Below are 15,801 nucleotides of genomic sequence, written 5' to 3' on the forward strand. Positions count from 1 at the left end.
GGACACTAGCTCCTTCGCTGCGTCAAGCACATGATCTTGCTGGCATAGATCTTGGTGACCTCTGGGATCCATCGAGAATCACGAATCCCTGGTGCGCCACGGGCCGCACGCAAACGCTCCGTACAACCTGTCTCTGCACTTCGCGATGGGAATGCACCCCCGATGGCCGTTCCCGCGCTAAACACTAGCAGGGTTCGACATTAGGAGATCGAATTCTTTCGTTTTCAATCAGCAAATTTACGGCAAGGTTAGCCAGCTAATTATTTGCGTGGAAATAGCCGCAATTTGAGGCTTTTCACTTTCAGAAGTCCGATTTCCGTTGCCTTGCCATTCGCGCATCCACGGGCAAACACTGCGGGGCGCACGGGCGCTCACCGTGCGGGCGGACGGCATCCACCATGGGGAATCATGGAGGGCATGCCCCAGGACATTCCAGACGACGGCGAACGGGCCCGTGACGAGAACGGCCGCGCCCGGAATGCCCGTCCTCGTGACCGATATGGGCGACCCCTCCCATTCGGCAGCCCGGGTGTCCCCCGCATCCCGGATGATCTCGACCTGCCGCCCGCCGAAACCCTCGACTACGCCCAGCGGCTGCTGGATGCCGGGCTGGCATTCAACGCGCACGAGGTACTGGAGGCCGCCTGGAAGCACGGTCCGTTCGCGGAAAAGTCGCTGTGGCAGGGCCTCGCCCAATTTGCCGTTGGGCTCACCCACATTCAGCGCGGAAATTCGAAGGGGGCCCGGACCCTGCTGAAACGTGCGACACAACGCCTCACCGCATACGGACCGGCCCCCTATGACATCGACTCCCCCGGTCTATTGGCCTGCGCCGATACCCTTTTGACCGCACTTGACCAGGGAAACCGCTCTCCGAGAACGATCTTCGACCGCGACTCACAATCTCGCACTGAATTCGCAGTCCGATTGCCTTTCCACACTTCATGTGCGCACCCGCAAGAATGCGAAGGACCGGCGGCAGTGCGAAGCATGCGAACTACCATCGACAGACGTGCCCACCGACCCCGTCACAGCAAAGCCCGGCCCCGGGGCGGGCCGTTTCGCGCCCAGCCCCTCCGGCGACCTGCATCTGGGCAATCTCCGCACCGGACTGCTGGCCTGGTTGTTCGCCCGCTCGACCGGACGCCGATTCCTCATGCGGGTCGAGGATCTGGACCGGGTACAAAAGGGCGCGGCCGAACGGCAATTGGCGGACCTCGCCGCCATCGGATTGGACTGGGACCCGCCGGTGGTCTGGCAATCCCGGCGACTGCCGCTGTACGAGACCGCCATCGAACGCCTGACCGCGGCCGGGCTGACCTACGAATGCTTCTGCACCCGAAGGGAAATCCAGCAGGCGGTGACCGCGCCGCACGGACCCCTGGGCGCGTATCCGGGGACCTGCCGGAAGCTGACCGAGCGCGAGCGCGAGGAGCGCCGCGCGCAGGGCCGCCCGGCGGCCCTGCGGCTACGGGCAGGCGTCACCGAATTCACCGTCGTCGATCGCCTGCTCGGTGAATATCGCGGCGCGGTGGACGATCTGGTGCTGCGCCGCGGCGACGGCACCCCCGCCTACAACCTCGCGGTCGTCGTCGACGACGCCGACCAGGGCATCGATCAGGTGGTCAGGGGTGATGACCTGCTGCCTTCCACCCCGCGGCAGGCCTATCTGGCAACCCTGCTGGACCTGCCGGTGCCCGAATACGCCCATGTCCCACTGGTGCTGAACACGGCCGGACAGCGGCTCGCCAAGCGCGACGGCGCGGTCACCCTGCGCGATCGCCTGGCTCTTGGCGAATCCCCGCGGCACGTGCTGGGCGTGCTGGCGGAATCGCTGGGCTACGCGGACACAAACACACCGTCTGGTCTGCTGGAACAATTCAGACCGGAAAACCTGCCGCGCGAACCATGGAGACTCGACGCTAACGGGTTGTTGCAACCCAGCAGATATCCGTAACGTACGCACTCGACCAGATCCCGAACGAATTCGACGAGGACGGCAGAAGACAATGACGAGCGGTGGGTACGACCCCAACCAATATCCGCAGGGTGGCCAGCCGTATGGGCAGCAGCCGTACGGGCAGCAGCCCCAGCAGCCGTACGGGCAGCAGCAGCCCTACGGCCAGTCCGATCCCTACGGCCAGCAGCCCCAGCAGCAGCCGTACGGTCAGCAGCCCTACGGCCAGCAGTCCGACCCGTATGGCCAGCAGCCCCAGTTCGGTCAGCAGCAGCCGTCCTACGGACAGTCCGACGCCTACGGCCAGCAGCAGCCCTACGGCCAGCAGCCTTACCAGCAGTACCCGGGCGGCCAGCCGGGTTACGGCGCACCGGCTTTCGGCGGCACCCAGCCGGGTGACCTGTGGACCCGCTTCGGTGCGCGCGTCATCGACACCATCATCGCCCTGATCCCGGCCGTCATCGTCGCCGGCATCTTCGAGTACGCCCTGGGCGGCGGCATCATCGCGGGCATCCTGGGGTCGGTGCTGATCGGCGCGATCGTCACCGCCTACTTCGTGCTGATGGAAACCCAGATGGGTGGCCAGACCCTCGGCAAGAAGCTCCTCGGCCTGCGGGTCGTCGGCCCGGGCGGCGCGCCGCTCGACGTCCAGACCTCGCTCAAGCGCAACCTCTACGTCGCGGTCAATGTCGTGTACTGCCTGGGCAATATCGCCAGCTTCGTGCTGGCGATCGTCATCGCGGTCACCCTCGAGCAGGACCCGAACAAGCAGGGCTGGCACGACAAGTTCGCGGGCGGCACCCAGGTGCTGAAGGGCTGAGTTCGACCCGGAACACACCATCGGACCCGCAAATAGGAATGGGGCGCATCCTCGGAGGATGCGCCCCATTCCATTGCCGCACCGGCATTTTCAATAGGTGTTCCAGTTACCGGCGATGATCAGCACCAGCAGCAGGGCGAACCCGATGACGGTGCCGACCGCACCCACCCAAATACCGCCCAGCGCCAGGCCGCGGCCCTGCTGCTGGCTGGTCTTCATTTGATTCAGGCTGACGATGCCCAGCACCAGGCCGACGATCGAGATCACCGGAATGAACAGGCAGAAGAACAGGGTGGGCAGCCCGATGATCGAGATCACCAGCGAGGCGATGGCCAGCGGATTGTTCTGCTGAACCGGCGCGTAGCCGTAGGGCTGATAACCCGGATAGCCGTAACCCGGGGGCTGCATCCCACCCATCTGCGGCTGCATCCCGCCGACCTGCGGCTGCCCGGCGACCGGATAGCCGGGAACCGGATTCGCCTGCGGCGGAGGGTAATTCGGATACACCGGCTGCGGGGGCGGGGTCATCGGCGGATTCTGGTACTGCGGGGCGGAGGTGTAGCCCGCCGGGGGCGGCACCGGCTGTTGCGGTACCGAGGGCTGGGGTGGCGCCGGTTGCTGTGGCGCCGCGGGCGGCGTCTCGGGCGTCACGCCCTCACCGCCGTACTGCTTCCACCACTCGTCGGAATCGCCGGGATTCGTCATTCACACAGCCTAGGTCACCCACCTGCCGGTAGGTATCGGTCCAGGCAGGGATACTTTCCGCGTGAGTGATACGAAAACGGTCGATACCGACCGATCTGGACACCCCGCGCCCGATCACGCGTCCTTCGCGGATCCGGCGGGGGGATATTTCACCCAGGTGGCGGTGGCCTTCACCGCCGTCCTGCTGATCTCGAACGTCTGCGTCGCCAAGGGCGTGCAATTCTTCACCGGCGAGCACCTGTCGCTCGGCCCGATCACCGTGCTGCCCGTGACCATGGACGGCGCGTTCTTCCTCTTCCCGCTCGCCTACGTCATCGGCGACATCCTCAGCGAGGTCTACGGCTTCCGCGCCGCACGCCGCACCGTCTACTACGGGTTCGCCGCGCTGCTGCTCATGATCGCCTGCTTCCAGGTGGTCATCCTGCTGCCCACCGGCGACGGCCTGGACCAGAACGCGTCGTCGTTCAAGGATGTCCTGGGCCATACGCCGCAGCTGGCCTTCGCCGGCATCGCCGGGTACTTCGTGGGCCAGTTCCTGAACTCGGCCACCCTGGTGCTCATCAAGGAACGCACCAAGGAGAAGCACCTGTGGGCGCGCCTGCTGGGCTCCACCATCGCGGGCGAGTTCGGCGACACCTTCGTGTTCTGCTCGATCGCGGCCACCGCCATCGGCATTCATACCTGGGGCGACTACCTCAACTATCTGATCGTGGGCTTCGTGTGGAAGACCCTGGTCGAGGCTTGCGTGCTGCCGATCAGCTACCGCTGCATCGCCTTCCTGAAGAAGCGCGAACCCTCGTACCGGCCCCGCGAGCGGGCCGCCATCTACGAGTGACGTTTTCGGCGCGGTCGCGTCGAATTCCCCTACAGCCCAGGGGCTTTGATGCGGCCGCGCCAACGGCCGAGGAAATCGGCCTGATAGTCGTCGAAATACCCGCCGTCCAGGCTTTCTCGCACCCGGTCCACCAGTCGCACCGTGAAGCGCTCGTTGTGGATGGTGCACAGCGTCGCCGCGAGAATCTCTTTCGCCTTGAACAGGTGGTGGATGTAGGCGCGCGTGTAGTTGGCGCAGGTGTAGCAGTCGCAGGTTTCGTCGATGGGCGTGAAATCGCGCTTGAACCGCGCCGTATTGATATTGAACCGGCCCTCGTCGGTGTAGAGCGCCGCATTGCGGGCCACGCGTGAGGGATTCACGCAGTCGAAGGTGTCCGCGCCGTTCTCCACTGCGGTGAAGATGTCCTCCGGCTCGCTGATGCCGAGCAGGTGGCGCGGCTCGTTCTCGGGCAGCTCGTCACAGCACCAGCCGACAATGGCGCCCAGATTGTGCTTCTCCAGCGCGCCGCCGATGCCGTACCCGTCGAACCCCGACCCCGCCTCGCCGCGCAGCTCCTCCAGATCGCGACAGGCCTTGCGGCGCAGGTCCTCGTACTGCGCGCCCTGGATCACCCCGAACAGCGCCTGATAGGGCCGATGCGAGCGCGCCGCGGTGAGCCGCTCGTGCTCGTCCAGGCAGCGCTTGGCCCAGCGCCGCGTGCGCTCCAGCGATTCCTCCTGGTAGCCACGGGTATTCATGAGCGTGGTGAGCTCGTCGAAGGCCATCATGACGTCCGCACCCAGCTGATGCTGGATACCCATGGACACCTCGGGGGTGAACCGGTGCCTGGAGCCGTCCAGGTGCGAACGGAAGGTGACGCCGTCGTCGTCGACGTGCGCGAGGCGCTCCTTGCCCTTGGCGATCACGTCGTCGTTCTGCACGCCGACGGCCTCCATGGCCAGCACCTTCTTGAAGCCGACACCCAGCGACATCACCTGGAAGCCGCCGGAGTCGGTGAAGGTGGGCCCGTTCCAGTTCATGAACGCGGCCACGCCCCCGGCCTCGTCCACGATGTCCGGACCCGGTTGCAGGTACAGGTGATAGGCGTTGGCGAGCAGCGCCTGCGACCCGATCTCCTTCATGGTCTCCGGCAGCACGGCCTTCACCGTGGCCTTGGTACCCACGGGAATGAAGGCGGGCGTGGCAATGTCGCCGTGTGGCGTACTGATCACGCCCGTCCGTCCCTGCCGCCCTTCCAGGCGGGTACCGACTTTGAACGAGAACGCGGAGGCAGCAGACACGGCCTCCATCCTCTCAGCCCTTGCTGAGCGCTACCGCGTCCGGTTCCGGATCGTCCACGTTGTTTCCCTCGCCATCGGTGATGGCGGCGGCGAACTGCGCGTTGTAGAGCCGGGAGTACGCGCCCCGGGCGGCCAGCAGCCTCTCGTGCGTGCCCTGCTCGACGATCTTGCCCTTCTCCATCACCACGATGGTGTCGGCATCGCGAATGGTCGAGAGCCGGTGCGCGATCACGAAACTCGTGCGGTCCCGGCGCAGCGCCGCCATGGCGTGCTGCACCAGCAGCTCGGTGCGGGTGTCGACCGAGCTGGTGGCCTCGTCCAGGATCAGGATGGACGGCTTGGCCAGGAAGGCGCGGGCAATGGTGATGAGCTGCTTCTCACCGGCGCTGACCCCGGAGCCCTCCTCGTCGATCACGGTGTCGTAGCCCATGGGCAGGGCGTGCACGAACCGGTCCACGTAGGCGGCGCGGGCGGCCTCGAGGATCTCGGCCTCGGAGGCGTTGGGGTTGCCGTAGGCGATGTTCTCCCGGATCGTCCCGCCGAACAGCCAGGTGTCCTGTAGCACCATGCCCATCCGCGAGCGCAGATGGTCGCGGGTGATGCGGGTGATATCCACGTCGTCGATGGTGATCGCGCCCGAATCCACCTCGTAGAACCGCATGAGCAGGTTGACCAGGGTGGTCTTGCCCGCGCCGGTCGGCCCGACGATGGCCACCACGTGCCCGGGTTCGGCCACCAGCGAGAGGTTCTCGATGACCGGCGTCTCCGGCTCGTAGCGGAAGGACACGTCCTCGAACGCCACCCGGCCGCGATCCACCGGCCGCGAATCCTCCGGATCCGGATCCGGCGACTGCTCCTCGGCGTCGAGGATCTCGAAGATGCGCTCGGCCGAGGCCACGCCCGACTGCAGCATGTTTATCATCGAGCCGATCTGGGTGAGCGGCTGGGTGAATCCGCGCGAGTACTGGATGAACGCCTGCACCTCACCCAGCGACAGCTGACCCGACGCCACCCGCAGTCCGCCGACCACGGCGATCAGCACGTAGTTCAGGTTCCCCAGGAACATGATGGCGGGCATGATCAGCCCGGAGATGAACTGCGACTTGAACGAGGCGTTGTAGAGCTTCTCGTTGGTCTGGTCGAAGTTCTCGCCCACCTCGCGCACCCGGCCGAAGGCGGAGACCACCTCGTGCCCGGTGAAGGCCTCCTCGACCTGCGCGTTGACCTCGCCGGTGAACTTCCACTGATCCACGAAGTGCGGCTTGGAACGCTTGGCGATCTGCGCGGTCACGATGACCGCCAAAGGCACGGTGAGCAGGGCGATCAGGGCCAGGATCCAGGAGATCCAGAACATCATGATCAGGATGCCGATCACCGACAGCACATTGATGATCAGCTGCGACATGGTCTGCTGCAGCGTCTGCGCCATATTGTCGACGTCATTGGTGACGCGGGAGAGCACATCGCCGCGCGGCATGGAGTCGAAGTAGCGCAGCGGCAGCCGGTGCAGCTTCTCCTCGATCTGCGCGCGCAGCCGCTTCACGGTCCGGTTGATCACGACGATCAGCAGCTGCGCCTCCAGCCAGCCGAACACCGAGGAGCCGATGTAGAGCGCCAGCACCCAGGCCAGCACATGGCCGACCGCGGTGAAATCGATTCCCGTGCCGGGAATCACGTTCATGCTGGCCAGCATGTCGGCGAAGGTCGAATTGCCGCCGGCCCGCAGCCGCTCGACCAGTTCTTCCTTGGTCTGGCCCGGGGGCAGCTCCTTGCCGACCACACCGTCGAAGATGAGGTTGGTGGCCTTACCGAGAATCTGCGGGCCCAGGGTGTTGAGCACCACCGAGGCGACGGCCAGCAGGAACACGACCGCGAGATACAAGCGATCCGGCGCGAGCATGCGCAGCAGGCGCTTGAGCGACGGGCCGAAGGACTTCGCCTTGGCGTCCGGCGCACCGGGATTGACGGCTCCGGGCCTCATCGCACCTCCTCCGCGCTGAACTGGGATTCCACGATCTCGCGGTATTCCGAACAGTCCCTCAGCAATTGGTCGTGGGTGCCGATCCCGGCCATGGCGCCGTCCTCCAGCACCACGATCTGATCGGCGTCGCGGATGGTCGAGATCCGTTGCGCCACAATGATGACCGAGGCGTTCGAGGTCTCCGGCCGCAGGGCGTCGCGCACCCGCACATCGGTGGCGACGTCGAGGGCGGAGAAGCAGTCGTCGAACAGGTAGATGCGCGGCTTGCGCACCAGCGCGCGGGCAATGGCCAGGCGCTGACGCTGGCCGCCGGAGACGGTCGTACCGCCCTGTGCCACCGGCGTTTCCAGCCCCTGCGGCATCTCCCGCACGAAGTCGGCGGCCTGCGCGATCTCGAGCGCGTGCCACAGTTCCGCGTCGGTGGCGTCCGGCTTGCCGTAGCGCAGGTTCGAGGCGACGGTGCCGGAGAACAGGTACGCCTTCTGCGGCACCAGGCCGATCTCCGAACGCAGCGTTTCCAATTGGAGGTTGCGCACATTGGTGCCGCCCACATAGACCGCGCCATCGGTGGCGTCGATGAGCCGCGGGATCAGATTGATCAGCGTGGTCTTGCCCGCACCGGTCGCACCCACGATGGCGGTGACGGTGCCGGGCCGGGTGTGGAAGCTGATATCGCGCAGGACCGGCTTCTCCGCGCCCGGGAACTTGAACTCCGCCGCCGCCAGCTCGACCCGGCCCGGATCGCGCTGGAACGGGCGCGGATCACGCGGTTCGGCCACCGAGGACTCGGTGTCCAGCACCCCGCCGATGCGCTCGGCCGAGACCGCGGCGCGCGGGGCCATCATGGCCAGGAAGGAGGCCATCATGACCGCCATCAGGATCTGCATGATGTAGGCCAGCATCGCGGTCAGCGAGCCGATCTGCATCTCGCCCTTGTCGATGCTGTGGCCGCCGAACCAGATGACGCCGACGGTGGTCACATTGGAGATCAGCATGACGGTCGGGAACATCAGGGCCATGTACTTGCCGACATAGAGCGATTGCGCGGTCAGCTCGGTATTGGCGACCCCGAAGCGCCAGGTCTCCTGCCGCTCCCGCACGAAGGCGCGCACCACACGGATGCCCGTGATCTGTTCGCGCAGTACGCGATTCACCGCGTCGATGCGCTCCTGCATGCGCCGGAAGCCCGGCACCATGCGGCTGATGATGAAGGCCATGGACAGGCCCAGCGCCGGCACCGCGATCAGCAGCAGCCACGACAGCTGCATGCTCTCGCGCAGCGCCATGAAGATGCCGCCGATGCACATGATCGGGGCCATGACCAGGATGGTGGCGCTCATCAGCACGAGCAGCTGCACCTGGCCGACGTCATTGGTATTGCGCGTGATGAGCGAGGGCGCGCCGAACACGCCGACCTCCCGCGCGGAGAAGGTGCCAACCCGGTGCAGCAGGGCCGCGCGCATGTCGCGGCCCGCGCCCATGGCGGCCTGTGCGCCCAGGTACACCGAGACGCCCTGGGCCGCGATCTGAATGGCGGTCACCAGCAGCATCCAGCCGCCGGTGGACCAGATATAGCCGATATCGCCCTTGGTGACGCCGTTGTCGATGATGTCGGCGTTCAGGGTGGGCAGATACAGCATGGCGATGACCGAGATCAGCTGGAGCACGACGACCCCGGCCAACTGGGTGCGGTAGGGCCATAGGAAGGTGCGTAGAAGTCGGATCAACATGATGCTGGCAGGCTACCGCCAGATCCTGACGGCCGCCGAGACGTACGACGGCACTGCCGAACAGTGGCTCGGATCACAACGGCCCGATCCGGCTGATGATGTTTCAGATATCGGGCTGATCCAGATCGCGCCATTCGACCGCCGCCTGCCGGCTCGTCGCGGCCGCGACCGGGTCGTTGCCGGGGCGGGGGCGGCGGGTCCAGGCGTCCGGGTCGCGCAGCAGCTCGTCCAGGAAGGACGGCAACAGATCGTGCGCGATATCGGCGATCGTCACCCGCTCCAGCACCGAGCGAATGTTCACCCGCAGCCCGATCCACACCCGCTGCAATGATTCCGCCGCGCCCGGGTAGCTGACGTCCTCGGGCCGCTGCCCGCGCACCGAGGCCAGCGGGCCCTCGACCGCGCGGATCACATCCGCGACGCTGATCTCCGCGGCCGGGCGGGCCAGCCGGTAACCGCCGTCGGGACCGCGGCGGCTGGTCACCAGTCCACCCTTGCGCAGATCCGAGACCACCGATTCCAGCACCTTGGGCGGAATGTCCTGGGCGGCCACAATGGCGTCGGCCTTCACCGAATCCGGTTGCGCCTTCGCGATTTCCACGAGCGTGCGCACCGCGTAATCGACCTTCGCGGTGATGTGCACGGGGAACTCCTGATCATTCTCGGTGGGTGGAGGAAAAACCCTATCGCGCCGGATACAGCACGCCCAGTGCGGCATTCAGCAGGACCGCCTCGATATGCGCGGCCTCGGTGTCGGGGACGATCTCCTGGGACATCATGGCGGTGCTGAGCACCTGCATGGCCGCCGTGGCGCGCAACAGCGTATCGGCGTCGGCGCCCGGTCCGGCCAGCCACCGGCAGGTGCGGTGATGCAATTCGATCAGGTCGGGATAGCGGTTGCCGAGGGCGTTGACGATGGCGACGGTGTCGCGCATGCACAGCGCGCCCACCTGCCGATTGGCCAGGGTCGAGCGCAGCCGCTCGCGAATGACGCGGCGCACGTTCTCGGGGGTGTGCTCGATGTCGTCGAGACCGTCGACCTGGGCGCGCAATTCGTCGAACATCGGCTCGATGATCGCGACCAGCAGATCGACCTTCGAGGCGTAGTGATAGTAGAGCGAGGCTTTTGTGATCCCCACCGCATCGGCGACCTCGCGCAGACTTCTGTGATCGAACCCCTTGGTCGCGAATAGCTGGAGCGCGGCCTCCCTGATCGCATCCTTGGTGCTTCTACCTGCGACTACTGTTCCGGAAACGACTGGGGCGCCCATGCTCTCATCCTCTCACCCACGCTCGGTGTGCGATTCAACCAGCTCGGTATGCGACGCACGCCACCTAGAGTCGAGGTTGTTCCTCCGCTTATTCCCTCGGTAGTCTACCTACCGCACGGTAGGCAGATTTCAGTTTTCGTGGAGGCGGGGGGCCGAGGCTCCCGGCGGCAGTGCCTGTCTACGCGTTTGCGCGCAGCACCCCTGTTTCGCCCGCATAACCATTCGCCCAGGAGAACCCCTCGTGTCCGTATACCTTTATCGGTGGGGAAAGTTCGCCTTCCGCCGGAAATGGACAGTCATCACGGCGTGGATCGCCGCGCTGCTCGTCATCGGCGGCGTCGGCTTCACCGTGGCCAAACCCTTCCAGGACAGCTTCTCCATGCCCGGCCTGCCGTCGGAGCGGGCCACCGAAATTCTCGACAAGCACTTCCCCGGTGCGTCCAAGGATTTCGACCAGAACGCGGTCAGCGGTACCTATGTGATCGCCGCGCCCGCCGGTGAGAAGCTGACCGACACCAAGAACGCGCAAGCGCTGCAAGGGTTCCTGGCCGATCTCGACAAGCTCGCCATCGTCGACAAGAGCGACCCGAAGAAGGCCCCGGCCGATCCCATCGCCGTGACCAAGATGATCGGCAAGCCCGCGGGCATCGACTGCCTCGACGGCAACCGTGCCGATCCGAACTTCGCCGCGATCTGCTCGAACGCGCCGCTGAACGTCCTGAACAAGACCAGTCCGGACTCGGTGGCGATCGTCAAGGCGCACTACACCATTCCCAAGTTCTCCGACGTCAAGCCGGCCGATCAGGACGCGGCCTACGACGTCGGCAAGAGCGCCCGGGATGCCGGGTTGCAGGTGGAGCTCACCGGCAATATCGAGCAGAAGCAGGCCGCCGGCGGCGCGTCGGAAATGATCGGCATCGGCGTCGCGCTGGTGGTCATGATCATCGCGTTCGGCGCGATCGTCGCCGCCGTCGTGCCCATCGTCACCGCCATCTTCGGCGTCGGCACCGCCATGGCCATCATCATGTTCGGCACCCACTGGCTGACCATGCCGTCGTTCACGCCGACCCTGGCGTCCATGATCGGTATCGCACTGTCCATCGACTACGCCATGTTCATCGTGTCGCGGTACAAACATGAACTGGCCGTGTCGAATTCGCCGGAGGAAGCGGCCGGAACCGCGGTCGGCACCGCCGGATCCGCGGTCATCTTCGCCGGTCTGACCGTCATCATCGCGCTGGCCGGGCTCAGCTTCGTCGGCGTCAGCTTCCTCACCTACATGGGTATCGGTGGCGCGCTCACCGCCACCATGGCGGTGCTGGTCGCGGTGACCCTGATGCCGGCGCTGCTCGGCGCGTTCGGTGGCTCGCTGTTCAAGCCGAAGCTGCCGCTGGTCGCCAAGCACGATCCCGAGGACGAGAACTCGGTCACCAATGGCATTCGCGTCGCCCGCTTCATCGGCAAGGCCCCGTGGCTGACCCTGGCCGCGTCGGTGGTGCTGCTCGGACTGCTCGCCGCACCGGCGGCGAACCTGCAGCTGGGTCTGCCCGGCGGCGACTCCATGCCCAAGGACACCACCCTCTACAAGGCCTACGACCTGCAGACCAAGGGCTTCGGCGAGGGCTCCAACGGCACCCTCATGGTGGCCGTGTACCTGTCGAAAACCCCTGCGGAGCAACGTGATCAGGCCCTCGGCGAGCTGCGCACCAAGCTGGCCGGGTACCCGGGCATGGACTATCTGACCGCCGCGCAGCGCAGCGAGGACGGCCAGGCCGCGTTGTTCATGGGCGTGCCCAAGTCCGGGCCGAACAACAAGGCAACCAAGGACCTCGTCGAGAACGCGCGCAATGCGGAATCCGACTTCAACAGCCGCTACGGCATGGAGTACGGCATCACCGGCACCACCGCCATCTTCACCGATGTCTCACAGGCCCTGCTGCACAAGATCATTCCGTATCTGTCCATCGTGGCGGGCGCGGCGTTCCTGCTGCTGTTGCTGGTCTTCCGCTCCATCCTGGTCCCGCTGACCGCCGCGCTGGGCTTCCTGCTCTCCATGGCGGCCACCTTCGGCGCGACGGTGCTGCTGTTCCAGGAGGGCAAGTTCGGCCTCTTCGACCCGCACCCGCTGGTCAGCTTCCTGCCGATCATGTTGATCGGCTTGGTCTTCGGCCTGGCCATGGACTACCAGGTCTTCCTGGTGACCCGCATGCGTGAGGAGTTCGTCCACGGCAAGTCCGCCAAGGACGCCATGATCAGCGGCTACCACCACGGCGCGCGCGTCGTGACCTCGGCGGCCATCATCATGATCTCGGTCTTCAGCGCCTTCATGCTCGACGACAACGTGGTGGCCAAGTCCATGGGCTTCGCCATGGCCGCGGGCGTCTTCTTCGACGCCTTCATCGTCCGCATGATCCTGATCCCGTCCCTGCTCGCCCTGCTGGGCAATCACGCCTGGTGGATGCCGAAGTGGCTGGACCGCATCCTCCCCGACATCGACGTGGAAGGCTCCAAGCTCACCGAGCTCAAGCAGGCCTCCGCCCCCGTCGAGGACAAGCAGCCCGTCACCGTCGGCTGATCCCGAACGACAAGCGAGCCCCGCACCGGATATCCGGTGCGGGGCTCGCTTGTCGTTCGGATGAATGGGGCAGCCGGGACCGGAACACCGCAGTTGTAAACACAACCCGTGCCGAATCGCGATTCCAGGGTGAGTCGTCCGGCGATGGGGTGGTTTCGAATGATCGAGAATCCTCGGCGAATTCTTGCCGCAGTGCTGTGCGCACTCGCCTTTGCGGCGGGTTGCTCCGGTCCGGCCGAGCGCGCCGCGAACCCGAGTTCATCTGCCGCCGAGACCGGCTCACCGGTATCCCGGAGCAGCTCACCCGCGACGGGCAGCAGCTCACCCGCGCCCGGGAACCTGGAAACCACAAAGGATTTCAGTGTCGCGACCTTCACCGCGGTCGATCTCGACGGGCCGTACAACCTCGTCGTCAACGTGGGCACGCCGACATCGGTACGCGCCGAAGGTGATCCGGCCGGGCTGGACGTACTCGATATCCGGGTTTCCGAGGACACCCTGGTCGCATCGGTGAAACCGGGCGCACGCTGGCCCGCCGGCGCTCATGTCACCGTCACGGCCGTCGTATCGGCATTGACCGCTGTCAAGCTCGCCGGACCGGGTGGGATCCACGTGGGCGCGGTAGCGGCCGACACCCTCGTGTTCGCCGAGAACGGTTCCGGCACGATCGAAGCCCCGCAGCTGACCGTCTCCAGACTCACCGCTTCGCTGTCGGGATCCGGCATCATCCGCGCCGGAGGCACCAGCGAGGACGTCGATCTCTCGCTCGACGGCAGCGGGCCGCAAGACCTGTCCGCCCTCACCACGAAACGCGCCGCGGTCGCACTCGCAGGCAGCGGAAGTCTCACCTTCCGGGCGACCGAGAAGGTGACCGGCTCCCTCGCCGGTGCCGACAATGTCACCGTCGTCGGCGACGCCAAGTGCTCGGTCTCCCGAGCCGGATCGGGACGTGTCACCTGCAACTGACCTGCACAGAGCGTCAGCCCCCGATGTTTATACAAATGTTCTAGACAAATGTTCCAAGATTTGTTAGACATATGTCTTAGACAAAGGTTCTTCACCACATCGGGAGACATCAATGAGCACCACCGCCAACACCCCCCGCATCCTGGTCGCAGGCGGCGGCATCGCCGGGAACGCCGTTGCCCTGCAACTGCTTCGGGCCGGTATCGCCGTCACCGTGGTCGAGCGGGCCGCCGCTCCGCGGCCCGGCGGGCAGGCCGTCGACCTGCGCGGTCCCAGCCGCGAGGTGGCCGAGCGCATGGGCTTGATGGAGGCCGTCAACAAGCGCCTGCTGCACGAGAAGGGCATGAGCATCGTGAAGGCCGACGGCAGCCCGGTGTACCGCATGGCCATGGAGATGTTCGACGGCAAGGGACCGGTCGCCGATATCGAGATCAGCCGCGGCGATCTGAACGACGTCCTGCTGACCGAACTCGCCGGTACCGCAGGCGAACTCGATACCGCTACGGCGACTGGATCGAGACCATCGAGCAGGACGCCGAGGGCGTCACCGTCGGCTTCGCGTCGGGCCGCAACGAGCGCTACGACCTGGTGATCGGCGCGGACGGCGTGCACTCCCGCACCCGAGCCATGGTGTTCGGCCCCGAGGAGGAGTTCACCACCTACCTCGGCGGCTACATGTCCTTCTACACCGTCCCCATTCCGGCGGGCGCGGAACGGGATTGGCTGGCCATGCACGTGGTGCCGCGCGCCTCCCTCGGCATCCGCCCCGACTACGACCCGGCCACCTCCAAAGCGATCATCACCCTGCGCACCGACTCGAACCCCGCCCTGCGCGGCGATATCCCCGCCCAGCACAAGCTGATCCGCGACATGCTCGCCGACGCCGGCTGGGTCACCCCCGAAGCCCTCGCCCACCTGGAAACCACCCCCGACTTCTACTTCGACGAACTGGTGCGCGTAGACATGCCGTCCCTGTCCAAGGGCCGAGTCACCCTCCTCGGCGACTCCGGCTTCTGCGGCTCCCCCATGACCGGCATGGGCACCGCCATGGCCATCGTCGGCGCCTACCTCCTCGCCGGTGAAATCGCCACCACCCCAACCGACCTCCCCGCCGCCTTGACCCGCTACGAGGCCCAGGTCACCCCATTCCTGCACAAGGCCAAGGAACTCCCCGGCGGCGGCATCCAAATGATGCTGCCCACCTCCAAGTTCGGCCTCGCGGTCATGCAACGCATCGGAAAACTCGTGACCACCAAGCTCTTCCGCCCCATCATGATGAAGATGCTGAACCAGACCGACGACTACACCCTGCCCACTTACTGATCGCCTGCTATCGGCAAAACCATTGCGGCACATGCTTGGATGACCAGGTGAGCGACTAATGCTTCCGATCGATCGAACCCGCCGCGACGGACACGGCAATACCCGGTTGGGCACCACACTTCAAGCAGTTCGACACCGTAGTCGGCTATTCCGATCTGGGCCATGTCTTCCTCGCCAACCGGCAGACCCGCGACCACGGCGTGCTGTACCCGTTCAAGGCGGCAGCGAAGAACTACGGCGAGTTCACCAGTACCTCAGAGTTTTTCGACACGATCGTCCGCGACGACTACTTCACCATGGTGATCCTGACGTCCGACCACGTCGCAGCGATTCGTGACCTACTCGGCCCCCTAGTACT

General features: G+C 65.8%; 13 protein-coding genes and 1 pseudogene. 8 read left to right on the forward strand and 6 right to left on the reverse strand.

Annotation, left to right across the window (positions count from 1 at the left end):
- Positions 1-417 precede the first annotated feature (417 nt).
- The 3 genes and pseudogenes from NS2_RS38625 to NS2_RS31435 form a co-directional block, all read left to right on the forward strand.
- A pseudogene (locus NS2_RS38625) lies at positions 418-693 on the forward strand (DUF309 domain-containing protein); the annotation flags it as partial.
- 319 nt (positions 694-1,012) lie between these two features.
- Positions 1,013-1,957, forward strand: a complete 945-nt coding sequence (gene gluQRS / locus NS2_RS31430) for a tRNA glutamyl-Q(34) synthetase GluQRS (protein WP_033090954.1) — start codon at positions 1,013-1,015, stop codon at positions 1,955-1,957.
- A gap of 52 nt (positions 1,958-2,009) precedes the next feature.
- Positions 2,010-2,777, forward strand: a complete 768-nt coding sequence (locus NS2_RS31435) for an RDD family protein (RefSeq protein ID WP_033090955.1) — start codon at positions 2,010-2,012, stop codon at positions 2,775-2,777.
- A gap of 90 nt (positions 2,778-2,867) precedes the next feature.
- Here NS2_RS31435 and NS2_RS31440 read toward each other — a convergent pair whose 3' ends face one another.
- Positions 2,868-3,482: a DUF4190 domain-containing protein gene (locus tag NS2_RS31440; RefSeq protein ID WP_033090956.1), complete on the reverse strand. Its 615-nt coding sequence runs from the start codon at positions 3,480-3,482 to the stop codon at positions 2,868-2,870.
- A 61-nt stretch (positions 3,483-3,543) separates the two neighbouring features.
- Here NS2_RS31440 and NS2_RS31445 point away from each other — a divergent pair, with 61 nt between their 5' ends.
- Entirely contained in the window at positions 3,544-4,317 is a 774-nt protein-coding gene (locus tag NS2_RS31445; protein ID WP_033090957.1) for a queuosine precursor transporter, read from the forward strand.
- A gap of 29 nt (positions 4,318-4,346) precedes the next feature.
- Here the strand turns inward: NS2_RS31445 and tgt are convergent, their stop codons facing one another.
- From tgt to NS2_RS31470, 5 genes are all read right to left on the reverse strand, one after another.
- On the reverse strand, positions 4,347-5,597 hold the full coding sequence (gene tgt / locus NS2_RS31450) for a tRNA guanosine(34) transglycosylase Tgt (protein ID WP_228102584.1): 1,251 nt from the start codon (positions 5,595-5,597) through the stop codon (positions 4,347-4,349).
- Positions 5,598-5,610: 13 nt separating this feature from the next.
- Positions 5,611-7,578 (reverse strand): ABC transporter ATP-binding protein, encoded by a 1,968-nt coding sequence (locus NS2_RS31455; RefSeq protein WP_081986322.1) that lies wholly within the window; start codon positions 7,576-7,578, stop codon positions 5,611-5,613.
- On the reverse strand, positions 7,575-9,308 hold the full coding sequence (locus tag NS2_RS31460) for an ABC transporter ATP-binding protein (RefSeq protein WP_033090959.1): 1,734 nt from the start codon (positions 9,306-9,308) through the stop codon (positions 7,575-7,577). The genes NS2_RS31455 and NS2_RS31460 overlap by 4 nt, the downstream gene beginning before the upstream one ends.
- A gap of 103 nt (positions 9,309-9,411) precedes the next feature.
- A complete protein-coding gene (locus tag NS2_RS31465; RefSeq protein WP_081986323.1) occupies positions 9,412-9,951 on the reverse strand; it encodes an RrF2 family transcriptional regulator in 540 nt (179 codons plus the stop codon).
- A gap of 40 nt (positions 9,952-9,991) precedes the next feature.
- Entirely contained in the window at positions 9,992-10,579 is a 588-nt protein-coding gene (locus tag NS2_RS31470; protein ID WP_033090960.1) for a TetR/AcrR family transcriptional regulator, read from the reverse strand.
- Between the two features lie 241 nt (positions 10,580-10,820).
- Between NS2_RS31470 and NS2_RS31475 the strand changes: the two genes are divergently transcribed.
- From NS2_RS31475 to NS2_RS31485, 4 genes are all read left to right on the forward strand, one after another.
- Positions 10,821-13,154 carry an MMPL family transporter gene (locus NS2_RS31475; protein WP_071812267.1) on the forward strand — a complete coding sequence of 778 codons (2,334 nt, stop codon included), beginning with the start codon at positions 10,821-10,823 and terminating at the stop codon, positions 13,152-13,154.
- Positions 13,155-13,313: 159 nt separating this feature from the next.
- On the forward strand, positions 13,314-14,120 hold the full coding sequence (locus NS2_RS31480) for a head GIN domain-containing protein (protein WP_158543917.1): 807 nt from the start codon (positions 13,314-13,316) through the stop codon (positions 14,118-14,120).
- A gap of 112 nt (positions 14,121-14,232) precedes the next feature.
- Positions 14,233-14,712, forward strand: coding sequence for an FAD-dependent monooxygenase (locus tag NS2_RS38060; protein WP_253251234.1), 480 nt, complete (start codon positions 14,233-14,235; stop codon positions 14,710-14,712).
- Positions 14,643-15,443 carry an FAD-dependent monooxygenase gene (locus NS2_RS31485; protein WP_261772331.1) on the forward strand — a complete coding sequence of 267 codons (801 nt, stop codon included), beginning with the start codon at positions 14,643-14,645 and terminating at the stop codon, positions 15,441-15,443. The genes NS2_RS38060 and NS2_RS31485 overlap by 70 nt, the downstream gene beginning before the upstream one ends.
- Positions 15,444-15,801: the final 358 nt, after the last annotated feature.

Origin of the sequence: Nocardia seriolae NBRC 15557, from assembly GCF_007990715.1 — a bacterium.
GTDB lineage: Bacteria > Actinomycetota > Actinomycetes > Mycobacteriales > Mycobacteriaceae > Nocardia > Nocardia seriolae.